Below are 23,536 nucleotides of genomic sequence, written 5' to 3'. Positions count from 1 at the left end.
CCGTGGTCAAGGTCGTTCGTAAACAGACCAGCGGGGGACGGTACCGGTTGCGGTCTTGTATTGCGGTTGGGTAACGGGAGATCGCTAGAACCGCGCGGGCTCGCGGTAGATGCCCCACTCCTCCTTCAGCGCGCCGCAGATCTCGCCCAGCGTCGCCTCGGCCCGGGCCGCGTCCAGCATCGACGGGATCATGTTCTCCCCGCCGCGGGCCGCCGCCACCATGCGCTCCAGCCGCTCCTTAACGAGGGCGTTGTCGCGCTGCGCGCGCCGCTCGGTCAGGAGCTTCTTCTGCTCCACCTCGACCTCGTGGGAGACGCGCATGATGTCCAGGTCGCGGGTGAGTGAGCCGGTGTGCACGTTGACCCCGACGACGCGCTTGTCGCCCTTCTCGACCGCCTGCTGGTAGGCGAAGGCGGAGTCGGCGATCTCGGACATGAACCAGCCGTCCTCTATCCCGCGCAGGATGCCGGCGGTGATCGAGCCGGACCCGGCGCCGACCGGCTGCGCCTCCGCCGACGGGGCCTGTGTCGCCTGGCTGCGGCCCATGTCGCGGATGCGGGCGAAGATCGCCTCCGCCTCGGCCTCGATGCGGTCGGTGAGCGCCTCGACGTACCAGGAACCGCCGAGCGGGTCGGCGACGTTGGTGATGCCGGTCTCCTCCATGAGCACCTGCTGGGTGCGCAGGGCGATCTCGGCCGCCTCGTCGGTCGGCAGCGCGAGGGTCTCGTCCAGCGCGTTGGTGTGCAGCGAGTTGGTGCCGCCGAGCACGGCCGAGAGCGCCTCGACGGCGGTGCGCACGACGTTGTTGTACGGCTGCTGCGCCGTCAGCGACACGCCCGCGGTCTGCGTGTGGAAGCGCAGCCAGAGCGCCTTCTCGCTGGTGGCGCCGTAGACGTCGCGCAGCCACCGGGCCCAGATGCGCCGGGCCGCGCGGAACTTGGCGATCTCCTCGAAGAAGTCGATGTGCGCGTCGAAGAAGAAGCTCAGCCCGGGCGCGAACGTGTTGACGTCCAGCCCGCGGGACTGGCCCAGCTCGACGTAGCCGAAGCCGTCGGCGAGCGTGAACGCGAGCTCCTGCGCGGCGGTCGACCCGGCCTCGCGGATGTGGTACCCGGACACCGACAGCGGCTTGTACCGCGGGATGTGCCGGTTGGTGTACTCCATGAGGTCGCCGATGAGGCGCAGGTGCGGCTCGGGCGGGAAGAGCCACTCCTTCTGCGCGATGTACTCCTTGAAGATGTCCGTCTGCAGCGTGCCGTCCAGCCGCGAGAGGTCGGCCCCCTGCCGCTCGGCCGCCACCAGGTACATGCAGAACACCGGCACCGCCGGCCCGGAGATGGTCATGCTCGTGGTCACGTCGGCCAGCGGGATGCCGTCGAAGAGCACATCCATGTCGGCGGCGGAGTCGATCGCGACGCCACAGTGCCCGACCTCGCCCAGCGACTGCGGCTCGTCGGAGTCGCGGCCCATCAGCGTCGGCATGTCGAAGGCCACCGAGAGGCCGCCGCCGCCCGCGCCGAGCAGCATCTTGTACCGCGCGTTGGTCTGCTGCGCGTTGCCGAACCCGGAGAACTGGCGGATGGTCCACGTCCGCCCGCGGTACCCGGTCGCGTGCAGGCCGCGGGTGTACGGGTACTCGCCGGGCCAGCCGATACGCTCGAAGCCGGGCAGGTCGGCGCCCTCGGGCGGGCCGTACACCGGCTCGACCGGCGAGCCGGACAGCGTGGTGAAGTCGGCGTCGCGCTTGCGGGCCTCGTCGTAGCGGCGCTGCCAGCGGGCGCGCCCGTCGGCGATCTCGTGGGCGTCCATAACCATGATGCTAGCGGCCCCACCTGAACGATCGCTAAGGCCCGCTCCTTTCCCGGTGCGGGCCTCAGCGATGGCGCTAAGCGGCCGCCTTCTCCTGCTCCGCGACGTACACGTCGTCCACGACGATGTCGACCGCGGTCACCTCGAGGCCCAGCAGGTTCTCGACCGAGCCGATGACCTGCGTGCGCACCTTCTCGGCCACCGAGTACACCACGTAGCCGTACTCGATCACGAGCGTGACGCGCACCGTGGCGTTGCGCCCCTCCAGGCGCACGGTGACGCCCCGGTTGCCGTTCTCCCGCTCGTCGTCGCCGAGCCCGATGCGGTCGCGCACCGACGCGAACACCCGGGCGACGTCGCCGCCGAGGTCGTACACGCCCTCGACCTGCCGCGCGGCGATCCCGGCGATCTTCTCCACCACCTCGTCGGCGATGGTGGTGGTACCGCGGTCGGCGGCCAGCTCCGCGTTGTTGCGCAGCCGGTCGACGACCTGCGACGCCACGCGCCCGGACGCGGCCGCCGTGCTCGCCGCGAAGTCGCCCACCCGGTCCGCCGCCCCGGACGCGAACGTGGTGACCTTCTCGGCCGCCTCGTCGAAGCGCGAGTGCTCCTGCTCCGGCGCCCCGGCCTGGGCCGGAACGATCGCGGAGGCCGGCTCGACCGTGGCGAGCGCGTCGCCGGTCAGGTCGGGGTCGTCAATGTCGGTCTGGCTCATGTCGCTCTCCCCATCGTCCCCGGTCTGGAAAACGGGAGCAATGTACTCCCGAATCAGGCCCCGTAGGTCGCTTGAGTCACAGCGAAGACATTGCGGTGCCCGACAATCTCCTGCAGCGACCAGAGCAGGTCCGGTCCGGTCGCGTCCTCCCAGTAGCTGATGCTCTCCCCGCCGCTCACCCACGCGTAGGTGTGGGCGCCGTCGGCGGGCGTCCAGTAGTACAGCTGTTTGGACCCGGACGAGTTGAACCACCAGCGCCTGTTGTGCGAGGCCACCCCGTTGAGCTTGTACCAGGGCAGCTGCAGCGCCTGCGAGGCGGTCGTGGCCGCGGCGAACGTGGTCCCGCCGGCGGCGAACGGGAACCGCACCGCCCGCGGCGCCCGGTTCGGGTAGTCGGTGCAGCCGGACGAGCAGGTGTACTCCGTCATCACCAGCGACCGGTCGACCCGGTCGAGCGAGACGGTCGACCAGGCGAGCGCCGTGCCCGACGTGGTCGCCGCGGTGACGGTTCCGACCTGCGGCAGCACGTACGCGTAGTTGTGCGCGTAGTACGTCGCCCCGTCGGCCTGCCGCCCGATCTGGTCCGCGGTGCCCCCGGTGTCCGTCTCGAGGATCTTGCGCAGGTCGAACACCCGCAGCCCGTGCCCGGTGTCGGCCACGTACAAATGGTCCCCGTACCACGACACCCCGCCGGCGTGGACCTTCACGTCCTTGAAGCTGGGCGCGGCCGCGGTCCCGGTGGCCTCGACGAGCAGGATCTTCCGGTACTTGTTCGGGTAGGTGGCGTCCCAGTCGACGAGCGTGATCCGGCTGCGTGCGGAGTCCCCGTCGCAGCCGTCCTTGGTGTACCAGCTCACGAGCACGAGCTGATGCCCGTCGTAGTTGCCGCCGCCGGCCGTCCCGACCGCGTCGCGGCTGGTGGTGATGCCCTGCGGATAGTTGGCACAGTCGCTGTTGTCGCCGCTGTCGAACCGGAACCCGGTCTGGAAGCCGGCGATCCCGAGCGAGTCGGTGATCCCGGTCCGGTCGTGGTTGGCGTTGTCCATGACGGTGTGCACGGCCGCGGTGCCGAGCGTGCCCGCGAGCGCATCGTTGAGCGCGTCGTAGCGGTGGTAGTCGGCGGCGAGCGTGTACTGGCCCGCGGGCAGCGCGACGGGCCCGGCCGCGGCCTGTGCCTCGGGCACCGCGACGACCCCGACCCCGGCGGCCACGATCGCAGCGGCCACCAACAGACGTTTCCTCATGCCGGACCTCCCCGTAGCAAACATAGACGTCTAACCATATACGTCGCCGTTTGTCGGGAAAAGTCGGACCCGGCCGGCCCTGCCGGATTGGCGCGACATCGGTACCGTGCCGGAGAGATCGATCGACTGGAGGTCCTTCCCGGTGTCCGACAGCGCGTTCCAGGACTGGCTCGTCAGCGACAGCTGGCAGGACTACAAGCAGCAGCGGGCGATCCGCGAGATCGAGTCCTCGCTCGACGGCCAGCGCGCCGAGAGCCGGGCGCTGCGCTCGCAGCTGTCCCGGCTGCAGGGCTCCCTGGAGCAGCGCCTCAGCCGCCTGATCCGGTCCTTCGACGCGTTCGTCGAGCTCAGTGACCTGCGGGCCGATCTCGCCGGCTTCGACGAGGCCGCCCGCGCCCGGTACCGGATGCGTCAGGTCCTGGCCTTCCGGGCCGGCGCCGCCCCGGCCCTGCCCGCCACCCTGGCCGACGTCGACGGGTACTGGCTGTCCCCCGCCGCGTCCGCCCTGGCCGCCCTCAGCCGGGGCGACGACCCCTCCGCCGACCTCGACCGCGCCGCCGGGCGCGACCTTCAACGGACCGCGCTGCTGCTCGTCATGTCGGGCGCCGCCGCCGACGTCCGGTGGGTGGGCGAGGCCCTGCCCGAGCTCGCGGCCGACACCCAGCTCACCGCGGCCGAGCGCGCGGTCTGGACGGCCGCCGCCGACGGCCACCTCGGCGACACGGCCCGGGAGCTCGTCGCCGCGCGGCTGACCGCCCTGGTCACCGGCCTCGACGACGAGCGGCGCGCGGCGCTCGACCGCTGGCTCACGGACCGGACCCAGGACCTGCCGGCGACGGTACCGGTGACGGGCCTGACGTCCGCCTCGGACCGCGGCGCCGTCGCCGCCCTGACCGCGGGGTCCCGCCTCGCCGCCCTGCGGGACTGGGCCGGGTCGACCGACCCGGCGGCCGCCCCGGAGGAAGGCGCCGGGAGCCGGGCGGCGCTGGAGGCACTGCTGCCCGGCCTCGTGGACGAGGGCAGCGACGAGGAGTCGGCGACGCTGCGGCGGATCAAGGAACTGCGGGCGGTGATCGACGATCGCGAGCTCACCCCGGCCAGACGCTGGGACGATCCGGTGGGGCTGCCGCTGACGCTGCTGGTGGCGGACGCGTTCGGAGAGGCGCCGGGGCCGCGCGCGCTGGCCCGGCGGGTGCTGCGGGACCGCCTGCTCGCGGTCGGCGAGGCGCTGTGCGCGGAGACCGACGTGCCCGACCCGCAGGAGCAGACGGTCGTCGTCGAGCGGCAGTCGGTTCGCGTCCGGGCCAACGGGCCGGTGCCCGCCGACGTCGACGGGCTGCAACGGGCGATCGAAGCGCGTTTCCCCGAAGGACCGTCGAAGGCGTGGCAGCGCTATGCCTGGTTCGCCGCCGCCGTCCTGCTGCTCGCCGCGGCGGTCGCGGTGCCGTTCGGGTTCGCCGTCGTGCTCGTGCTCGTGGCGCTGGTCTTCGCGTTCGTCGGGGTCCGTGGCATCTTCGCCGGCCGCATGGAGGCGGGCGGCCGGCGGGACAGCATCCGGCACGCGCGGGAGCGGGCCGACCAGCGGATGGAACAGGAGCGCAAGACCCTGGTGGAGCTGGTCCGCCGCCTCGGCGAGACCCGCCGCAAGGCGCCCGCGGACCTGACCGGCCTCCGCGCCGCCCTCGCGGAGTGACCGGAAGGGCGCGGCCGAAAGGCCGCGCCCCTACGGAGGAGGGTCAGCCCCGCACGAGCTGGGCCGCGCCGTCCGAGAGGTGCAGCTCGCGGTCGCACGCGGCCGCCGCCTCCGGGTCATGGGTCGCGAAGACCACCGCCGCCCCGCGCCGGGCCTCCTCCTGCAGCAGCTCCATCACCTTCTGCCGGTTGGTCGCGTCCAGCTCGCTTGTCACCTCGTCGGCGAGCAGCACGTCGCCGTGCAGGGCCAGGCCCCGCGCGATCGCCGTGCGCTGCTGCTGACCGCCGGACAGCTCCTCCACGAGCTGGTCGGCCTGGCCGGCGAGGCCGAGGCGCTCCAGCGAGGAGACGGTGGCGCGGCGGGCGTCCGCGGGAGGCGCGCCACCCGCGATCATGGCGACCTGGATGTTCTCCTGCGCGGTGAGGATCGCGGCCAGGCCGTTGTCCTGCGGGATCAGCACCACGCGCTCGGCGACGGCGTGGTCGCGATCGCGCAGCGGCGTCGCGTCGACCGTCACGGCGCCCTCGGCGGGGCGCAGCAGCCCGGCCATCGCCCACAGCAGCGTCGTCTTGCCGGCGCCGGACGGCCCGGTCACGGCCAGGATCTGGCCCGGGGACACCACGACGGACACGTCGCGCAGGACGGGGTGGTCACGCTCGTAGGCGACCGTGACCCCATCGACCGTCAGTGTCTTCACTGCACACCCTCCACGTTGGCTCGAGCCGGGACCAGCAGCACGGTGCCGTCGGGCTGGGGCTCGACGCCCACGAGGGTTCCCGGTGGCAGCATGCGCAGCACGTCCTGCGGCAGATGCACGGTACCGTCGCGACCCACGACCGCGTAGTCCTCTCCGCGCCGGCCCTCCGCCCCGACCCGGCCGTCGCGGATGGTGACCGTCCGGCCCATGCGGCGCCCGACGTCCGGGTCGTGGGTCACGACCACCACGGTCGTGCCCGCCCGGCGGACCGCGTCGAGGGCCGTGAGCACCTCGTCGCGCGCCCGGGTGTCGAGCTGGCTGGTCGGCTCGTCCGCGAGCAGCAGGCCCGGCCGTCCGGCCAGCCCCACGGCGAGCGCCAACCGCTGGCGCTCACCAGGAGAGAGTCGCTGCGGGCGCTGCCGGTTGCGTCCGCGCCCGGTGAGCCCGACCGTCGCGAGCACCTCGCGCGGCTCGGGCAGCCCGCGGCGCCGGTCGCCGGGCACTCCCCGCTGGGCGAATCGGATGTTCTGCTCGGCGGTGAGGTACGGCAGCAGGTTGCGCGAGGCCCCCTGCAGCACCACCCCGACGTCGGCCGCGCGCATCGCCTGCAGCTCGGCTCCCGTGGCCCGCACGAGGTCGTGCGCGCCGACCGTGAGCCGCCCGGCCGACGGCGGCAGGAGCCCGGCCAGCAGCGACAGCAGCGTGGACTTGCCCGAGCCCGAGGGGCCGAGCAGGGCGACCGACTCGCCGGCCGAGATGTCCAGGTCGACCCCGGACAGCGCGACGACGTCGTACCCCTCCAGCCGATAGATGTACACCAGCCCGCGGCACATGACCGCCAGCCCGGTCACTGGGCACCGTCCCGCAGCCGCGCCGGCGTGGCCCGCCCGAGCAGCCGCAGCACCAGTGCCACGGTCACCAGCAGCCCCAGCACGGTCAGCCCGAGCGCGACCGGCAGCGCGCCGAACGCGGGCTCGTAGGAGAACGAGCCGGCCGGCTCCCCGACGCTCACGAGCGGTATCCCGGGCAGCATGACCAGCGCACCGGCGATCCCGGCGGCCAGCCCGACGACGAGCGGCAGGCCGAGCAGCGCGCGGTACTCCCGGAACAACGCCCGCCGCAGCTGCCCGGCCCGCACCCCGGCGACCCGCAGCGCGGCGAGCTCGTAGAGGCGGGCCCGCACCCCGACGTACGCGCTGAGCAGCACGACGCCGAGCGCCAGCAGGATCGCCGCGCCCCCGGCCAGCAGGTAGAGCCAGAGCCCGAGCGCGGGGGCGCCCCGGGCGAGCCGGTCGGTGAACCCGTCGATCGACTCGGTGCCGAGCACCTGCACGCCCTGGGCCCCGAGCCGGGCGCCCAGGTCCGCCGGCGCGCCGGCCCCGGCCCACACCTCGTAGCGCAGGTTGCCGTTGTCGGCGAGGCTCGCGGTGCGCTCCGCCATGCGGGTGGCGTAGTCGAGGTCGAACATCACCGCCCGGCGGCCGGCCCGCGGGAGGCTGTCGGCGCGGTCCGCGACCGTGAACGGCTGCGGCTGGTCCGAGAAGCCGGGCAGCCTGAACGCGGCGGCCCGGGCGTCGTCGGTCGGCGCGCCGCCGGCGAGCACCGCCGGCAGCGTGTCCGGGGTGTCCACGTGCTCGACCACGGCGTCGGCCGGGTCGCTGCCGGAGACGTCGATGCCCAGGGCCGCGCCCGCGTGCACGGTCACCGTCGCCCCGCCGGCCGCGGCCGGCCGGGCCAGCCAGCGCCCGGCGAGGTCGAAGGCGGGGCTGAGCGGGCCGCCGTCGCTGGTCAGGCCGCGCACGGCGAGGGTGACGGCGAACGGGTCGCTGCCGCCGGCGGCCCGGCCGACCGCGAGGCCGATGAGCCGGCACCCGGCGGCGCAGCCCACGAGCGCCGCGTGGTAGCTGTGCGTGCCCTTGGCCAGCGGGCCGAGCGTGATGGTGCGCGGCGGCTGCCCGGGGTCGGCCACGATCGCGGCCAGGCGCAGCGCGGGCCTGGCCGGCAGCGCGTCGACGCTCACCTCGGCGCTGAGCTCGCGGCCCAGGCGCAGCGGGTCGGCGGCCGCCGGGTGCAGGCGCGCGGCGATGGCGCCGACCTGCTCGCGGGAGTGCCCGCGCCAGACGGCCACGTCGGCGAGCCGGTCGGCCTGCACCCCGAGCAGCTCGACGGGGGCGTTGTCGAAGCGCTGGCTGGCTCGTACCACCGCCATGGCGTGCCCGCCGGGGTCAGCCTTGGCCACCGCCGCCTCCAGCGCGTCCGGGTGCGGGGCGTTGACCGTGTAGACCCGCTGCGCCCCGACCGCGTCCTCGGCGGCGTCCCCGCGCGCCCGCGCGGCGACGTCCCAGGCGGTCGCGGCGAAGGAGAGCAGCGCGACGGCCACGGTGACCACCACGACGAGGCGCTGCCCGCCCGGGCGCCGCGACAGCTGCGCCGCGGACAGCAGCGGCACGATCCGGCCGCGCCGGCGGGCCAGCCGCAGCCGGGCCACCGACCACAGCCCGAGCAGGCGGGCCGCGGCGATGCCGAGCACCAGCGCGAGCAGCGGCGGGGCGAGCAGGGCCAGCGGGGAGGTGCGGTCGCCGGCGGCGGCGACCAGGCTGGCCGCGGCGAGGGCGACGACGACGCCCTCGGCGAGCCCGGCCTTCCAGCCGCCGCGCTCGGGCACGCGGCGCAGCAGGCCGAGCACCGGGCGGGCGAGCGTGGCCCGGGCGGCCAGCAGCGCGGCGACGACGCCGGCGAGCAGGGCGATCCCGGCCGCGGCGAGGACCGGCCAGCGCAGCTCCGCGTGCACCCCGGGGGCGAGCAGCGCCCCCGCGGCGATCTGGACGAGCCCGAGCCCGGCGACGAGGCCGACCGGGACGGCGGCGGCGGTGAGCAGCAGCACCTCCCCGAGGCCGAAGCGGGCCGCGCGCCCGGCCGGATGGCCGCGCAGCTTGGCCAGCGCGATCTCCGGGCCACGCTCCTCGGTGAGCGACGCGACGAGCAGGAAGAGCACGAACCAGCACAACAGCAGCAGCGGCACCGCGATGACGGGCGCCGTCCGCGCGATCGCGCCCTGGTCCGCGTCGATGCCCTGCAGGACCGACGGCAGCGTGGTGGTGACCTCGAGCTCGCGCCCGCGCATCCGGTCGGCGAGCGTGCGCAGGCTCGCGCGGAGGCCGGCGACGTCGTCGAGGCGGACGCGACCGGCGCGCAGCGGGTACTCCAGCCGCGTCGACAGCGTCGCCGCCGGCTCCGCCCGCAGGTCGTCCTCGGTCAGGCTGAACAGCGCGTCGGCCCGCTCCCCGTCGCCGCCGGAGCCGGCGCTGAAGTACGCGGTGCGCCCCCAGTACGCGGCGTCGGCGTCCTTCGGGGTGTACAGCCCAGTGATCTTGAAGGTCTTGTCCCGCCCGGCGCCGGCCGGGCCGAGGTGCACGACGAGCGGGTCGCCGGGCTTGAGGTGGTGCGCGTCGGCGGTGCGGCGGCTGACCGCGACCTCGCCCGGGTTGTCGGGGCAGGCGCCGGCGAGCTCGAGCTGGCCGCAGACGTCCTGGCGGTAGGCGAGGCGGGCGCCGGCCTCGGCGTAGGTGACCTCCGTGTCGATGGCCGCGACCGGGCGGTCGAGCCGGTCGGCGAGCAGCTGGTCCTGGTCGAGGGCCGCGTTCGTGGCCAGCCGGATCTCGGCCAGGTCCAGGTACGCGGCGCTGTCTTTCGTGCCCTGCGCGCCGACGGTCAGCCCGGTCGCGTCGGTGGACGCGACGGACAGGCCGTCGGTGAGGACGGACTGCTGCGCGGCACGGCTGTACGCGGGGGTGAGCACGGCCGCCGTGGTCGCCGTCACGGCGAGGAGAAAGACCACGAACGACCGGCCGGCCCGGTACCTGATGCCACGCAACATGACGGTCCAGGCCGTCACGTGAGCCCCCAATGTGCTGGTCTAGCGGTGGTTGACCCGCAGACCTTAGCGTCCGGTCAGGCGCTAGCCGAGCTGGGCCAGCAGGGCATCGGCCGCCGCATAGGGGTCCGTGCGGCCGCCCGCGACGTCGCGGGCCAGCGTGGCCAGGGCGTCGCCCCGGCGCACGTCCTTCATCCGGGCCCGCAGCGTGCCCAGGGCGATCGCCTCGATCTCGGCCTCGGCCCGCCGCCTGCGCCGGGTGTCGAGCTCGCCGGAGTCGTGCAGGTACGCACGGTGCGCCTCGATCGCCTCGACCAGCTCGTCGATGCCCTCCCCGCGCGCGGCGACGCAGCGCACGACGCGTGGGCGCCACTGCCCGGCGGCGCGCTCGCCGAGGCCGATCATGCCCTGAATGTCCCGGTACGTGGCGTCGGCGCCGTCGCGGTCGGCCTTGTTCACCACGAACACGTCGGCGATCTCGAGCACGCCCGCCTTGGCCGCCTGGATCGCGTCGCCCATGCCGGGGGCCAGCAGCACGACGGTGGTGTCGGCCAGCCCGGCGATCTCGACCTCGGCCTGGCCGACGCCGACGGTCTCGACCACGACGGGGTCACAGCCGGCGCCCTCGAGCACCCGCGCGGCCTGGGGCGTGGCCGCGGACAGCCCGCCCAGGTGGCCCCGGCTGGACATGGAGCGGATGTACACCCCGGGGTCGGTGGCGTGGTCCTGCATGCGCACCCGGTCGCCGAGGATGGCGCCGCCGGTGAACGGGCTCGACGGGTCGACGGCGAGCACGCCGACGCGCCGGCCCGCCTTGCGGAACGCGCGGACGAGCTCGTTGGTCGTGGTCGACTTGCCCACGCCCGGCGAGCCGGTCAGCCCGATGACGGCGGCCGCGCCGGTGCGCGGCGCGAGGGCCGCCGCGATGGCCGGCAGCGCCTCGTCGCCGTCCTCGACCAGGCTTATCAGGCGCGCCACGGCCCGCGGGTCGCCCTCCCGGGCGGCGTCGACGAGCGTCGGCACGTCGCGCGAGCGGCGGATCGTCACCGCTTGGGCACGCGCAGCAGGAGGGCGTCGCCCTGGCCGCCGCCGCCGCACAGGGCGGCCGCGCCGAGGCCGCCGCCGCGCCGGCGCAGCTCCAGCGCGAGGGTGAGGGCGAGGCGGGCGCCGCTCATGCCGATCGGGTGGCCCAGCGCGATCGCGCCGCCGTTGACGTTGACGATTGCCGGGTCGACGCCCAGGTCGGCGGTGGACTGCACGCCGACGGCGGCGAAGGCTTCGTTGATCTCGATCAGGTCGAGGTCGGCCGCGGTGAGTCCGGCCTTGCCCAGCGCGTGCTTGATGGCGTTGGAGGGCTGGCTGGTCAGCGAGTTGTCCGGGCCGGCCACGTTGCCGTGGGCGCCGATCTCGGCCAGCCACTCCAGGCCCAGCTCCTCGGCCTTGGCCTTGCTCATCACGACCACGGCGCAGGCGCCGTCGGAGATCGGCGAGGAGGTCGCGGCGGTGATGGTGCCGTCCTTGGCGAACGCCGGGCGCAGCTTGGCCAGGCTCTCCGCCGTGGTCTCGGGCCGGATCTGCTCGTCGTCGGTCACGACCAGGGGCTCGCCCTTACGCTGCGGGATCTCGACCGCAACGATCTCCTCGGCGAAGTGGCCGTTCTTCTGCGCGGCGGCGGCCCGCTGGTGGCTGGCCGCGCCGAACGCGTCCTGGGCCTCGCGGCTGATGCCGAGGCGGGCCACGTGCCGCTCGGTCGACTCGCCCATGGAGACCTGGTCGTAGGCGTCGGTGAGGCCGTCGAGGGCCATGTGGTCCTTGATCACCACGTCGCCGTACTTGTACCCCTGCCGCTGCCCGACCAGCAGGTGCGGCGCGTTGGTCATCGACTCCATGCCGCCGGCCACGACGATGTCGAACTCGCCCGCGCGGATGAGCTGGTCGGCCAGCGCGATGGCGTCGAGGCCGGAGAGGCACACCTTGTTGATCGTGAGCGCGGGGACGTGCATGGGGATCCCGGCCCCCACCGCGGCCTGGCGCGCGGGGATCTGCCCGGCGCCGGCCTGCAGAACCTGGCCCATGATGACGTACTGCACCTGCTCGGGCGCGACCCCGGAGCGCTCCAGCGCGGCCCGGATCGCGACCTCGCCGAGCTTCGTCGCCGGGAAGTCCTTGAGGGCGCCGAGCAGGCGGCCCATCGGCGTGCGCGCGCCGTTGACAATCACCGACTGAGTCATCGCAGGAGTCCTCCGAGAGAAGGTTCACATCGCACCGTCGCGACCTGAACGTGGATTCAGTTCAGACTATCGCCATGGAGACCTCGGGCCAGAAGTTGGATATATCACCCATCGGCATCCAGCGGATCGACCACGTGGGCATCGCCGTGGCCGACCTCGACGAGGCCATCGCCTTCTACGCCCGGGTGTTCGGCATGCGCTGCGTGCACGAGGAGACCAACGAGGAGCAGGGCGTGCGGGAGGCGATGCTCTCCGTCGGCCCGACCCCCGACGGCGGCTGCCTGCAGCTGCTCGCGCCGCTGTCGCCGGAGTCGACGATCGCCAAGTTCCTGGAGCGCAGCGGGCCCGGGATGCAGCAGCTGGCCTACACCGTCACCGACGTCGACGCCGCCTGCGCCGAGCTGCGCGAGCGCGGGGTGCGGCTGCTGTACGAGCAGCCGCGGCGCGGTACCGCCGGCTCCCGCATCAACTTCGTGCACCCCAAGGACGCCGGGGGTGTGCTGGTGGAGCTGGTCGAACCCGCTAGTGCAGTTTTTCACTAGCCCGTTCCGGCCATAGCTACCGGTCAGTAACCTCCGCCCCAGGGCGTCCTGCGGCGACGCTTTCCTGCGGAGGTTAGGAGCGCCAGCGATGCAGCACATCCTCGACGCGATCATGCAGGCGGAAGGGGCCGCCGACCCGGCCGCGCAGCTCCGGGCGGTGGCCGGCCTGCCGGTGCCGGACAGCTATCGGGGCGTCGTGGTGCGCGCCGGCGAGGCGGGCCTGTTCGACGGGCTGGAGACGCGCGACAAGGACCCCCGCAAGTCCCTGCACGTGCAGGAGGTGCCCACCCCCGAGGTCGGGCCGGGCGAGGCGCTGATCGCCGTGATGGGCAGCGCGGTCAACTACAACACGGTGTGGACCTCGATCTTCGAGCCGGTCTCGACGTTCGGGTTCCTGCGCCGGTACGGCCGGCTGAACTCCCTCGCCAAGCGTCACGACCTGCCGTACCACGTCGTCGGCTCCGACGCGGCCGGCGTCGTGCTGCGCGTCGGGCCCGGGGTGAGCAAGTGGAAGCCCGGCGACGAGGTCGTCGCGCACTGCCTCAGCGTCGAGCTCGAGGACGCCGCCGGCCACGACGACACGATGCTCGACCCGCAGCAGCGCATCTGGGGCTTCGAGACCAACTACGGCGGCCTGGCCGAGCTCGCCCTGGTCAAGGCCAACCAGCTCATGCCGAAGCCCGCGCACCTGTCCTGGGAGGAGGCGGCCTGCCCGGGGCTGGTCAACTCGACCGCGTACCGCCAGCTCGTCTCCCACCACGGCGCGCAGATGAAGCAGGGCGACACGGTGCTCATCTGGGGCGCCTCGGGCGGCCTGGGCTCCTACGCGGTGCAGTTCGCGCTCAACGGCGGCGCGACGCCCGTGTGCGTTGTCTCCAGCCCGCAGAAGGCGGAGCTGTGCCGGGCGATGGGCGCCGAGCTCGTGATCGACCGGTCCGGGTACCGGTTCTGGCGCGACGAGCACAACCAGGACACGGACGAGTGGAAGCGCTTCGGCGCCGAGATCCGCGCGCTCACCGGCGGCGAGGACCCCGACATCGTCTTCGAGCACCCCGGGCGCGAGACGTTCGGCGTCAGCGTGTTCGTCGCGCGGCGCGGCGGCACGATCGTCACGTGCGCCTCGACGTCGGGGTTCATGCACCAGTACGACAACCGGTATCTCTGGATGAACCTCAAGCGCATCGTGGGCTCCCATTTCGCGAACTACCGCGAGGCCTGGGAGGCCAACCGCCTGATCGCGCGGGGGCGCATCCACCCCACCCTTTCCCGGGTGTACCCGCTGGAGCAGACCGGGCAGGCGGCGTACGACGTGCACCGCAATTTGCACCAGGGCAAGGTCGGCGTCCTGGGCCTGGCCCCGGCCGAGGGCCTCGGGGTGCGCGACCCCGAACTGCGGGCCCGGCACGAGCCGGCGATCAACCGCTTCCGCGACCGCTGAAGGGCCGGCAAACGGCGCGGGGGATGTCGAGTGGGATTTGATACCCCCCGCGTTCCGGTCCTTCCGGTCACCCGACACGCCCATAAAGCGTGACAAAAACGCGGCGTGTCCTGGCCCGGGAAAGATGACCATGAGGGCCGTGCGGAAGATACCCGTTCCACCCTTGCGAACTCCCCCGGGTGGTCTGCAAGTATGTGGCAATGCCCCAGCAGCAGTCCTCGGTTGACTTCTTCCAGAACGGCTCTGATCACGAAGAGCTGAGTGTTGTCCTGCGCGGTTATGACCGCCAGCAGGTCGACAGCAAGCTGCAGCGCCTCAACGCGCAGCTGCAGCAGGCCAGTCAGGCCCGCGAAGAGGCCGAGGGCCGCCTCGCCGAGGCCCAGCGCCGGGTTCGCCAGGCCGAGCAGCGCCTCGGCACCATGGAGCAGAAGCTCAGCGACACCAACAAGCAGCTGGAAGAGAACAACCGGCCGACGCTCTCCGGGCTGGGCACGCGGGTCGAGCAGATCCTGCGCCTGGCGGAGGAGCAGGCCAACGACCACCGGGGCGAGGCCAAGCGCGAGTCCGAGGGCATCATCTCCGCGGCCCGGCTGGAGGCCCGCGAGATCACCGACAAGGCGCGCGCCGAGTCGGCCGCGATGAAGGCGACCGCCGAGCGGGAGGCGGGCAACCTGCGCACGGCCGCCGAGCGCGAGGCCGCCGAGGTGCGGGTGCAGGCGCGTCGCGAGGCCGACACGCTGCGGGCCGACGCCGAGCGCGAGACCAAGCAGCTGCGCACCGCCACCGCGCACGAGGTCGCCGAGCTCAAGGCGACCGTCGAGCGCGAGGTCGCCACGCTGCGGGCCACCGCCGAGCGGGAGATCACCCAGCTGCGGGCCAAGGCCGCGCGCGAGGCCGAGGAGAAGCGCGCCGAGGCGACCAAGCTGCTCACCGACGCCCGCGACAAGCGCGACAAGGACCTGCAGTCCCTCGCGCTGGAGATCGCCGAGCGTCAGGAGAAGGCCGAGCGCGACGAGTCCGCGCGCCACGCCTCCGCCGTCGCCGCCACCCAGAAGCTGGTCACCGAGGCCGAGGGGCGCGCCCGGGCGGCCGAGGACCGGGCCAAGGAGATCGAGCAGCGCGCGGAGACCCGCCGCGTCGAGTCCGAGCGGGCCGCCGCCGAGACCATCGACAAGGCGAAGAACCTCTCCGACAAGACCGTCAACGAGGCCCGCGCCGAGGCCCACCGGGTGCTCAGCGAGGCCCGCGGCGAGGCCGAGGACACCACGCAGCGCGCCCGTCGCGAGGTCGAGGACCTGACCCGCCAGAAGGACGCGGTCACCTCGCAGCTCGGGCAGATGCTGTCCGGCCTGGCCGGAATCATGCCGTCAGTCGCCCCCGCCCAGGGTGGAGCCGACGCCAAGAAGGGCAAGTCCGGCGACGGCGAGAAGGTCACCGCCTGACCGAACCGGGTCGGGGCGGTCGCAGCCAGTTCTCGAAGTTAATTCACGGGGAGTTCGATCGCACGTCCCGTCACGCGCAGTGTGTAATTGCGCGTGGCGGGACGTTGCGTGTGAGGATGGGTGTTATGTCAGACGGCGGCGACCTCTTCAACTCGGGCACAGGGGTGTCCTCGGAGCCAGACTTCGAAACGGCGATCCGCGGGTACCGGCGCGAACAGGTCGAAAAGTACTGGACGCAGTCCGAGAACGAGATCGCCGCGCTGAAGCTGGAGAACGAGGAGGTCTGGGGGCAGGTCCAGGCCCTCGCCTCCCAGGTGCAGGATCTCCAGATGGAGCTGGCGGAGCTGCGGCGGCACGCACCCGGCCGCGGCGAGGTGCTCTCCTTCCGCCACCTCGGCCCGCGCGTCGAGCAGATCCTCGGGCTCGCCGAGGACCAGGCCGCCGACATCCGCGCCAGCGCCGTGCAGGAGATCGCCGGCCTGCGGGGCGAGGCCGAGCGCCTGCTCGCCGAGGCCCGCAACCGCGCCGCCAAGGCCAACGAGGACTTCGAGCTCGCCCTCGCCGCCCGCCGCGCGGAGGAGGAGCGCTCGATCTTCCACCGCCGTTCGGCGCTGGACGCCGAGAGCCGCGCCGTCGAGGAGCGCTCGGCCCACGCCCGCGGCGAGGCCGAGCAGATCATGGCCGCCGCCCACGCCGAGGCCCAGCGCGTCACCCAGGTCACCACCGCCCAGCTCGAACAGGCCCGCGCCCAGGCCGAGGCCCACGCCCACCAGGTGCGCACCGCCGCCGAGCAGCACTCCGCCGCCGTCAAGGCCGAGGCCGACCAGCACGCCCACACCGTGCGCGCCGCCGCCGAGCAGGAGACCGCGGGGGCCAAGTCCCACGCCGCCGCCCTCGTCGCCCAGGCGCAGGAGCAGGCCGCCACCGTCGCCGCCCAGGCCAAGCACGAGGCCGACACGCTCGCCGCCCAGGCCCAGCAGACCGCCGCGGCCGTGGCCGCCAAGGCTCAGGAGGCCGCCGAGGCGGTCGCCCGGCAGGCCCAGGAGCACGCCGCCGCGGTCGCCAAGCAGGCCCAGGAGGCCGCGGCCGCCCTCGCCGCCCAGGCCGAGGCCGCCGCCGCCGAGGCGGCCGAGCAGGCCCGCCGCCGGCTCGAGGCCGACACCGTCACGGCCAAGCAGGCCGCCGACACCGAGGTCGCCGCCCACCGCGAGACCCTCCAGCAGCAGCTGAGCGGGCTGCGCGCGGCCCACGAGGCCGAGCTCGCCGAGCAGCGCGCCGCGGCCACCGCCGAGGCCGAGACCCTGCGCACCGCCGCGTCCACGGAGGCCGAGACCCTGCGCACGGCCGCCGCGGCCGAGATCGAGTCGCTGCGCACCGCCGCCGCGGCCGAGGCCGACTCGCTGCGCGCGGACGCCGCGACCCACGCCGACACGGTCAAGGCCGAGGCCGCGACCCACGCCGAGACCGTCAAGGCCGAGGCCGCCACGCACGCCGAGTCGCTGCGCGCGGAGGCCGCCACCCGGGCCAGCGAGGTCCTGCAGGCCGCCGAGGCCGCCCGCACCGCCGCGGAGGCCGAGGCCGCCGAGGTCCGCGCCGCCGCCGACACCGAGGCCGAGCAGTTCCAGGCCCGCATCGCCGCCCTGGAGGCCGAGGCCGGCTCCCTGCGCGCCATGGCCGCGGAGGCCGAGACCCTGCGCGCCACGGCGTCCGAGGCCGACTCGCTGCGGACCGCGGCCGCCGAGGCCGAGACCCTCAAGGCGAAGGTGGCCACGCTGGAGGCCGAGCTCGCCGCCGGCCAGGCCGCGGTGGAGGCCGCCCAGGCGGCTCAGGCCGAAGCCGCCGAGGCCCTGAAGACGGCGACCAGGACAGCGAAGGCCGAGGCCCTCGAGGCCTTGAAGAACGCGGCCAGGGCCACGGAGGCCGCCAAGGCCGAGACGGCCGAGGCCCTGCGGACCGTAGCCAAAGCCGCGGAGACCGCGGAGGCCGCCAAGGCGACGGACGCGACCGACGGTGGCGGCGCCAACGGCGCGACCAAGGCCCAGGCGAAGGCCACGGCCGACAAGGCCAAGGCCGAGATCGACGAGGAGCTGACCGCGGCCACCGCCGCCCTGCCCACCAACGGTAAGGTCACCGTCGAGGCCAACGGCACCCGCTGACCCTCACCGCGGCCCCGCGCGCGCCGGCGCTAGGCTGCTCGCCACAGTCAGGTAATCGACAGACGACACCGTGGCCGTTTGACGACCCATAAACTTCCGCCCGTCGACGATCGTTCGGGAGCTTTACTATGTGCGTGTTCGTCACTGTCTCTGCCGGGTGGGTGACGGCGTGACCACGGAACAGGCCGCCCGAATCTGCGACGCCTGCGGCGAGGACAAGCTCGTACCGTTCGCCGACCTCGGCGACGTCCCGGTCCAGAGCGGCGTGCACTGGGAGGCGCACGGCGACGCGGTCGCCGCGCCGCTCGCCCGGATGGTGCCGGCCGCCTGCCCGCGCTGCGCCTACGTGCGCAACGTGGCGTTCGACCCGGACCTGCTGGTCTACGACACCGCGATGGACACCAGCCGGTACTTCTCCCCCACGTTCCAGCGGTTCTCCGCCGAGCTCGTCGAGAACCTCAACGAGCGCTACGACCTGCACGGCAAGCTCGTGCTGGACCTCGGGTGCGGGCAGGGCGAGTTCCTGCAGGAGCTGACCCGCGTCGGCGGCGCCCGGGGCGTCGGCTACGACGCGCGGTACGCCGGCGAGGAGGGCGAGCAGGGCTCCACCACGTTCCACAGCGTGCTCGCCCCGCGCGGGAGCGGCCTGCCGGCGTACGACTTCTTCACCTCGCGGCACTGGTTCCAGCACCTCGACGACCCCCACGAGTTCCTGGTCGACCTGCGCGAGCAGGCCGGCGGGCGCGAGGTCTTCGGCTACGTCGAGGTGCCCGACGCGGCCCACGAGCTGGCCTCGGCCGGCTGGGAGGTCGCCTACCCGCAGGTGTCGTACTTCAGCGCCTACTCCCTGGCGATCCTCTTCGGCCGCGCCGGCTGGACCGTCGAGTCGACCGGGACGCTGTTCTCCGGCATGTACCGCTACATCGAGGTCTCGGCGAACCGCCCGCGCGCGGGCGGGCACGTCGCGCACACCGGCGAGCTCCCGTCGCTGCGGGCGCGCGACAAGCAGCTCGCCACGCTGGCGGGCTTCGCCGACCGGCACCACGCCGAGCGCGAGCGCTGGCGGTCCACCATCGCGCGGCTGGACGCCGAGGGCGCCCGGCCGGTGCTGTGGGGGGCCGGATCGCGGGGCGTGCAGCTGCTCACCCTCGCCGACCGCGACCTCGCCCTGGCCGGCGTGGTCGACCTCAACCCGCGCAAGTGGGGACGGTTCCTGCCGGTCACCGGGCACCGCGTCGACCCGCCGTCGTCGCTGACCGCCCTGCAGCCCAAGGCGGTCGTCATCACCAATGCGGCGTACCACGAGGAGATCGCCAAGGCCCTCACAGAGCTCGGCGTCGCCGCGGAGATCCTCGTCGCCTGACCCGGGCGGCCACTGGTGCACTCCCGTACGAGAGGTGGTCCGGTGACGGGTCCGCTGGTCAGCATCGTCGTTCCCGCCCACAACGAGGCCGCGGTCATCGGGGCCAACCTGCGCCGGCTGCTGGAGGGCACCGCGCCCGGCGAGTTCGACGTCATCGTCGTGGCGAACGCGTGCGGCGACCGCACGGCCGAGGTCGCGGCCGAGGCCGGGGTGCGGGTGCTGGAGACCTCGATCCCCGGTAAGGTGCCGGCGCTGCGCCTCGGCGACGAGGCCTGCCGGACCTTCCCCCGGATCTACCTCGATGCCGACGTCGAGCTGACCGCCGACTCCGTCCGGGCCCTGGTGCGCGCCTGCGAACGGCCGGGCGTGCTGGCCTGCGCCCCGGTGCCCGAGCTCGACCTGGCCCGGGTCGGCCGGCTCGTGCGGCGCGTGCACCGCGTGCACGACCGGCTCATCGCGCCGATGCGCGCGCTCGCCGGGGTCGGCGTCTACGTGCTCACCGAGGCGGGCCACGCCCGGGTCTTCCCGATGCCGGACGTGATCGCCGACGACGGCTGGGTGCACGCCAGCTTCGGCCCGGACGAGCGGGTGGTGGTGGCCGAGGCCCGGTCGCTGGTGCGCCCGGCCCGCACCGTCAAGGCCCACCTGAACCGCCGCGTCCGCGTGCGCCGCGGCAACCGCCAGCTCGCCGGCCTCCAGCGGGCCCACGCCGAGGGCGGGCCCGGCCTGGGCTCCCTCGCCGCCCTGCTCCGCCGCCGCGAGGTGAGCCCGGTCGACGCCGCCTGCTACCTGAGCGTGCTGGTCCTGGACCGCACGCTCAGCCGGGTGCGCCGCGACCGGGCCGGCTGGGGCAGCGACCTCAGCACCCGGTCGGCACTCAGCACGGACTGACACGACGAAGGCCCCCGGCGCGCCGGGGGCCTTCGTCGCACGCAAGAGATCAGTAGGCGCCGGTCCCGCGGATCACCGCGTTCGCCGTGCGGGCGAGGATGCGCAGGTCGAGCAGCGGCGACCAGTTGTCGACGTAGTTGAGGTCGAGCCGCACCGACTCCTGCCAGGACAGCTCCGAGCGGCCGCTGACCTGCCACAGCCCGGTCATGCCCGGCTTGACCAGCAGCCGGCGGCGTACGTCCTCGTCGTAGGCGGCGACCTCCGACATCAGCGGCGGGCGGGGGCCGACCATCGACATCGTGCCGTTGATGACGTTGAGCAGCTGCGGCAGCTCGTCCAGCGAGGTGCGGCGCAGGATCGAGCCGACCTTGGTCACCCGCGGGTCCCGCTTCATCTTGAACAGCAGGCCCTCGGTGTGCTGGTTGAGGTGCTCGATGTTCTGCCGCAGCTTGTCCGCATCCTTGACCATGGTGCGGAACTTGAAGCAGGTGAACTCCTTGCCGTTGATCCCGGCACGCGGCTGGCGGAACAGGGCCGGCCCCGGGCTTGTGGCGCGGATCATGATGGCCATCACGATCATGAACGGTCCGGCCAGGATCAGCAGGATCGCGGCCAGCAGCCGGTCGAGCACGTTCTTGGCCGCACGCTGCGGGCCGGTGAGGACGGGCGCGCGCACGTGCAGCAGCGGGCCCCCGCCGCTGGGCAGCACGGCCACGCGCTCGGGGGCGACCTCGGGCAGGGCCGGGGCGACCAGCAGCTCGATGTCGTTGTCCGAGAGCTCCCAGGCCAGGCGGCGCATCTTGTACGGGTCCATCTCCAGCGGCAGCGCCACCAGCACCGCGGTACACCCGGCGCCGAGGGCGGTGCCGGCGACGTCCTTGAGGTCGCCGTACACCGGGATGGAGTGAGCGGTGATCTTGCGCGCGTGGTCGAGGTCGGTGATGCAGGCGCCGGCGACCCGCAGACCGTAGGAACGGTCGCGGCGCAGCGCCGTGAGCAGGGTGACGACCGAGTCGGCCGGCCCGATGACCAGGGTGCGCTGGCGGACGTACTCCCGCTGCACGGTCCGCAGCACCGCGAGCGTGGTGTAGCGGCCGGCGATGGTCAGGGCGACGGCGACGGGTACCGCGACGATGATGGGCTTGAGCAGGTACAGCATGTCGAAGAGCACGCAGACCGGGGCGAGGATCGCGACCGCGACGACGGCGGCGCGCAGGCTCCGGTAGATCATCCCCGTGTGGTTCTCCAGGAACCAGCGGTCATACATCCGGCTGCCGGCGAGCAGCAGCAGCCAGAACAGACCGAACGCGGTGACGGAGGAGGCGGGTGGCACGCCCTCGCCGGGCGCCACGAACGCCCCGCCCATCAGATCGGCGGCCATGAACAGTACGACGATCGTGATGGTGATCGTGACCGCCAGCGCGTCGCCGAGGAAGGCGACCAGCAGATTACGCCCGGTCGACCGGAGGCGCCGGCGCTGGACCCCAGGGAACGCCGCCATCACCGCGGTCTCGACCGTGGCCGAATCCGCCATGACCATCCCAACCCCCTTTGCGTACCAGCACAGATCCACTAATCGAAGGTTGTGGTGGCGTCCGCCCGCCGCGACAACCCATGCGCGACCGACCCTGGCGTAAGGTACCGAGGAAGTCCCATAGACGGTACCGTCGTGCCGCATTCCCGACGTGGCTGAAGGTGCTATTGACACCGTGGGTGCTGCACCTTTGCCCGAACCGTCCACGAATAAGGGAAAAAAGGACAAGACGGAGAGCGTGCGGGAAGCCCGCTCCGCGTCCAGGGCCGGCGAACTCCGGGCAATCACGCTGCGTCGCCTTAATGACCGGCTATGCCGGACTTAAAGATCCATGCAGCGACGATGGCCGATGCAGCCAAGCCCATGACCAGGCGAAACGCGTGATCACCGTCCGTTCGACCGTCCTTACATTCGTTGTAAACAAACGGAGCGTCACCATCAAGCCGCCACCTCGGACCACTTCCGCCCTTTGCTCGCATCCTTGTATACCGGTTGTCGCCCGATCCGGCCGCCGAACGCAATGGCGCAAGGAATGTTTCAACGCATGAGCACAAATAGCCGGGCAGATTTTCCGCACCGCTGAGGCGAGAGTAGCAGCGCCCACCGGCACGACGGCAGGCGGACCCGAGCCAGGTTTGTGTCCAGAATGATCGTTTTAGCAGCTCGCACGGCCTGCCCGCCGGGTTCTCACCCGGCCTGTCGGCGGACTTCCCCCGGTACTTTCGGCTAATTCACCCCCGCCGCCGGTACTATCCGGGAAGCTTCAACCGCGCCGTGGGAGCCGCTAGTGAGTCAGCCAGCACCGGTCCTCAGCATCATCACCGTCGCGCACAACGCCCGCGAGGTTCTGCTCAAGGGGCTGGCCGCGCTGCGGACGGGCACCGAGGTCCCGGCCGAAATGATCGTGGTGGACAACGGCTCCACCGACAACACCGCGGCCGCGGTGCGCCACGCCTTCCGCGCGGTCGCGCTGATCCGCCGCGACGAGCCGCTGCCGGCGCCCGTCGCGCTCAACCTCGGCGCCGCGCGCGCCCGCGCGCCCTGGCTGCTCTTCCTCGACCCCGGCCTGCAGCCGATCGACGACACGGTGCGGACGCTCGTCGAGTACGCGGGTTCACACCCCGACGACCGGCTGTACACCGGCCGGACCCTGCGCGAGCGGGTCTCCCCCGGCCGCGCGCCGCTCACCGCCCGCCTCGCGCCCGTCCTCGCCCGCCTGCCGTTGCCGGCCCGCGACCGCGTGGAGGCCGGGCGCTCGCCGCTCTCCGGCCTGCTCGCCCTCGGGCGCACGCCGTACGCCGGCCGCGACCGCATCGACGACGGGCGCACCGTGGAGGGGCCGCCGTCGCTGCTCGGCACCGCCTGCCTGGCCGCCGGGCTGCCCTACGATCCCGAGCGGCTGCCGCGGCTGGACCGCGCGATCGGCGGCGAGGTGCCGGCCGTGACGCCCCGGATGCTGCTCATCGAGCGCGAGCTGTGGCAGCGGCTGGGCGGGTTCGACGAGCGGATGCCCACGGCGGATCTGTCGGTACGCGCACGAGCCCTCGGCGCCCGCCCGGTCCTCGTGCCCGACGCGCAGATGGCCGCCATCGCCCCGGATCGCCCGGCCGGACGGCACTCGGCACTGGACCCCGAGCGCCCGCCGCCCCGCCTGGTGAGCACGGCGCTGCTGACGGAGCGGATGGCCTTCGCGCACCGGCACCTCCCGCCCGCCCGGGCGCGGGCCGCGGGGCTGATCCTGAGCGCGGCGGCGCTCGTGCGCTCGGCGACCGGCGAGCCGTGGCTGTCGATCTGGCGCCGCCGCGACTCCTGGCTGTCGGCCGCGGAGCCGATGCCGTTCGTCCCGATCCAGGGCCGCCCGCCGTCGTCGCTGGTGCGCCGCGACCTGTCCCGCCCCGACCGTTAGC

At 73.6% G+C, this 23,536-nt stretch carries 17 protein-coding genes; 8 read left to right on the top strand and 9 right to left on the bottom strand.

Annotated elements, in window-relative coordinates; all coding sequences use genetic code 11:
- Positions 1-84: 84 nt before the first annotated feature.
- The 3 genes from AB0B76_RS04435 to AB0B76_RS04425 all read right to left on the bottom strand — a co-directional run bounded on the left by AB0B76_RS04435 (position 85) and on the right by AB0B76_RS04425 (position 3,768).
- Positions 85-1,809, bottom strand: coding sequence for a methylmalonyl-CoA mutase family protein (locus AB0B76_RS04435; RefSeq protein WP_360369190.1), 1,725 nt, complete (start codon positions 1,807-1,809; stop codon positions 85-87).
- A gap of 76 nt (positions 1,810-1,885) precedes the next feature.
- Positions 1,886-2,524 carry an Asp23/Gls24 family envelope stress response protein gene (locus AB0B76_RS04430; RefSeq protein ID WP_360369187.1) on the bottom strand — a complete coding sequence of 213 codons (639 nt, stop codon included), beginning with the start codon at positions 2,522-2,524 and terminating at the stop codon, positions 1,886-1,888.
- Positions 2,525-2,577: 53 nt separating this feature from the next.
- Entirely contained in the window at positions 2,578-3,768 is a 1,191-nt protein-coding gene (locus AB0B76_RS04425; protein ID WP_360369184.1) for a hypothetical protein, read from the bottom strand.
- 142 nt (positions 3,769-3,910) lie between these two features.
- Here AB0B76_RS04425 and AB0B76_RS04420 point away from each other — a divergent pair, with 142 nt between their 5' ends.
- A complete protein-coding gene (locus tag AB0B76_RS04420; RefSeq protein ID WP_360369181.1) occupies positions 3,911-5,461 on the top strand; it encodes a hypothetical protein in 1,551 nt (516 codons plus the stop codon).
- A gap of 43 nt (positions 5,462-5,504) precedes the next feature.
- Here the strand turns inward: AB0B76_RS04420 and AB0B76_RS04415 are convergent, their stop codons facing one another.
- From AB0B76_RS04415 to AB0B76_RS04395, 5 genes are all read right to left on the bottom strand, one after another.
- Positions 5,505-6,158 carry an ATP-binding cassette domain-containing protein gene (locus tag AB0B76_RS04415; RefSeq protein WP_360369178.1) on the bottom strand — a complete coding sequence of 218 codons (654 nt, stop codon included), beginning with the start codon at positions 6,156-6,158 and terminating at the stop codon, positions 5,505-5,507.
- A complete protein-coding gene (locus AB0B76_RS04410; protein WP_360369175.1) occupies positions 6,155-7,009 on the bottom strand; it encodes an ATP-binding cassette domain-containing protein in 855 nt (284 codons plus the stop codon). Before AB0B76_RS04410 ends, AB0B76_RS04415 begins: the two co-directional genes overlap by 4 nt.
- Positions 7,006-10,053 (bottom strand): FtsX-like permease family protein, encoded by a 3,048-nt coding sequence (locus AB0B76_RS04405; protein ID WP_360369172.1) that lies wholly within the window; start codon positions 10,051-10,053, stop codon positions 7,006-7,008. Before AB0B76_RS04405 ends, AB0B76_RS04410 begins: the two co-directional genes overlap by 4 nt.
- Before the next feature lie 63 nt (positions 10,054-10,116).
- Positions 10,117-11,079, bottom strand: coding sequence for a methylmalonyl Co-A mutase-associated GTPase MeaB (gene meaB, locus AB0B76_RS04400; protein WP_360369170.1), 963 nt, complete (start codon positions 11,077-11,079; stop codon positions 10,117-10,119).
- Positions 11,076-12,263: an acetyl-CoA C-acetyltransferase gene (locus AB0B76_RS04395; protein WP_360369167.1), complete on the bottom strand. Its 1,188-nt coding sequence runs from the start codon at positions 12,261-12,263 to the stop codon at positions 11,076-11,078. Before AB0B76_RS04395 ends, meaB begins: the two co-directional genes overlap by 4 nt.
- Positions 12,264-12,337: 74 nt before the next feature.
- Here AB0B76_RS04395 and mce point away from each other — a divergent pair, with 74 nt between their 5' ends.
- The 6 genes from mce (at position 12,338) to AB0B76_RS04365 (ending at position 20,095) form a co-directional block, all read left to right on the top strand.
- Positions 12,338-12,805 carry a methylmalonyl-CoA epimerase gene (mce, locus tag AB0B76_RS04390; RefSeq protein WP_360369164.1) on the top strand — a complete coding sequence of 156 codons (468 nt, stop codon included), beginning with the start codon at positions 12,338-12,340 and terminating at the stop codon, positions 12,803-12,805.
- A gap of 88 nt (positions 12,806-12,893) precedes the next feature.
- Positions 12,894-14,243, top strand: coding sequence for a crotonyl-CoA carboxylase/reductase (gene ccrA / locus AB0B76_RS04385; RefSeq protein ID WP_360369161.1), 1,350 nt, complete (start codon positions 12,894-12,896; stop codon positions 14,241-14,243).
- 200 nt (positions 14,244-14,443) lie between these two features.
- Positions 14,444-15,685 (top strand): cell division protein DivIVA, encoded by a 1,242-nt coding sequence (locus AB0B76_RS04380; protein WP_360369158.1) that lies wholly within the window; start codon positions 14,444-14,446, stop codon positions 15,683-15,685.
- Positions 15,686-15,810: 125 nt separating this feature from the next.
- The gene (locus tag AB0B76_RS04375) at positions 15,811-17,841 is read left to right on the top strand and encodes a hypothetical protein (protein ID WP_360369155.1); all 2,031 of its coding nucleotides are present in this window, start codon (positions 15,811-15,813) and stop codon (positions 17,839-17,841) included.
- 169 nt (positions 17,842-18,010) lie between these two features.
- Positions 18,011-19,204, top strand: a complete 1,194-nt coding sequence (locus tag AB0B76_RS04370; protein ID WP_360369152.1) for a class I SAM-dependent methyltransferase — start codon at positions 18,011-18,013, stop codon at positions 19,202-19,204.
- A 42-nt stretch (positions 19,205-19,246) separates the two neighbouring features.
- Positions 19,247-20,095, top strand: a complete 849-nt coding sequence (locus tag AB0B76_RS04365) for a glycosyltransferase (protein WP_360369149.1) — start codon at positions 19,247-19,249, stop codon at positions 20,093-20,095.
- A 49-nt stretch (positions 20,096-20,144) separates the two neighbouring features.
- On the opposite strand, the gene AB0B76_RS04360 is transcribed toward AB0B76_RS04365, so the two are convergent.
- Entirely contained in the window at positions 20,145-21,635 is a 1,491-nt protein-coding gene (locus AB0B76_RS04360) for a sugar transferase (RefSeq protein ID WP_360369146.1), read from the bottom strand.
- A 781-nt stretch (positions 21,636-22,416) separates the two neighbouring features.
- On the opposite strand from AB0B76_RS04360, the gene AB0B76_RS04355 reads away from it, so the two are divergent.
- Positions 22,417-23,535, top strand: coding sequence for a glycosyltransferase (locus AB0B76_RS04355; RefSeq protein ID WP_360369143.1), 1,119 nt, complete (start codon positions 22,417-22,419; stop codon positions 23,533-23,535).
- Position 23,536: the final 1 nt, after the last annotated feature.

The organism is Dactylosporangium sp. NPDC049140 (assembly GCF_040648435.1).
Note: the sequence above shows the minus strand (reverse complement) of the source record. Positions and strands in the feature narration are given on the sequence as shown.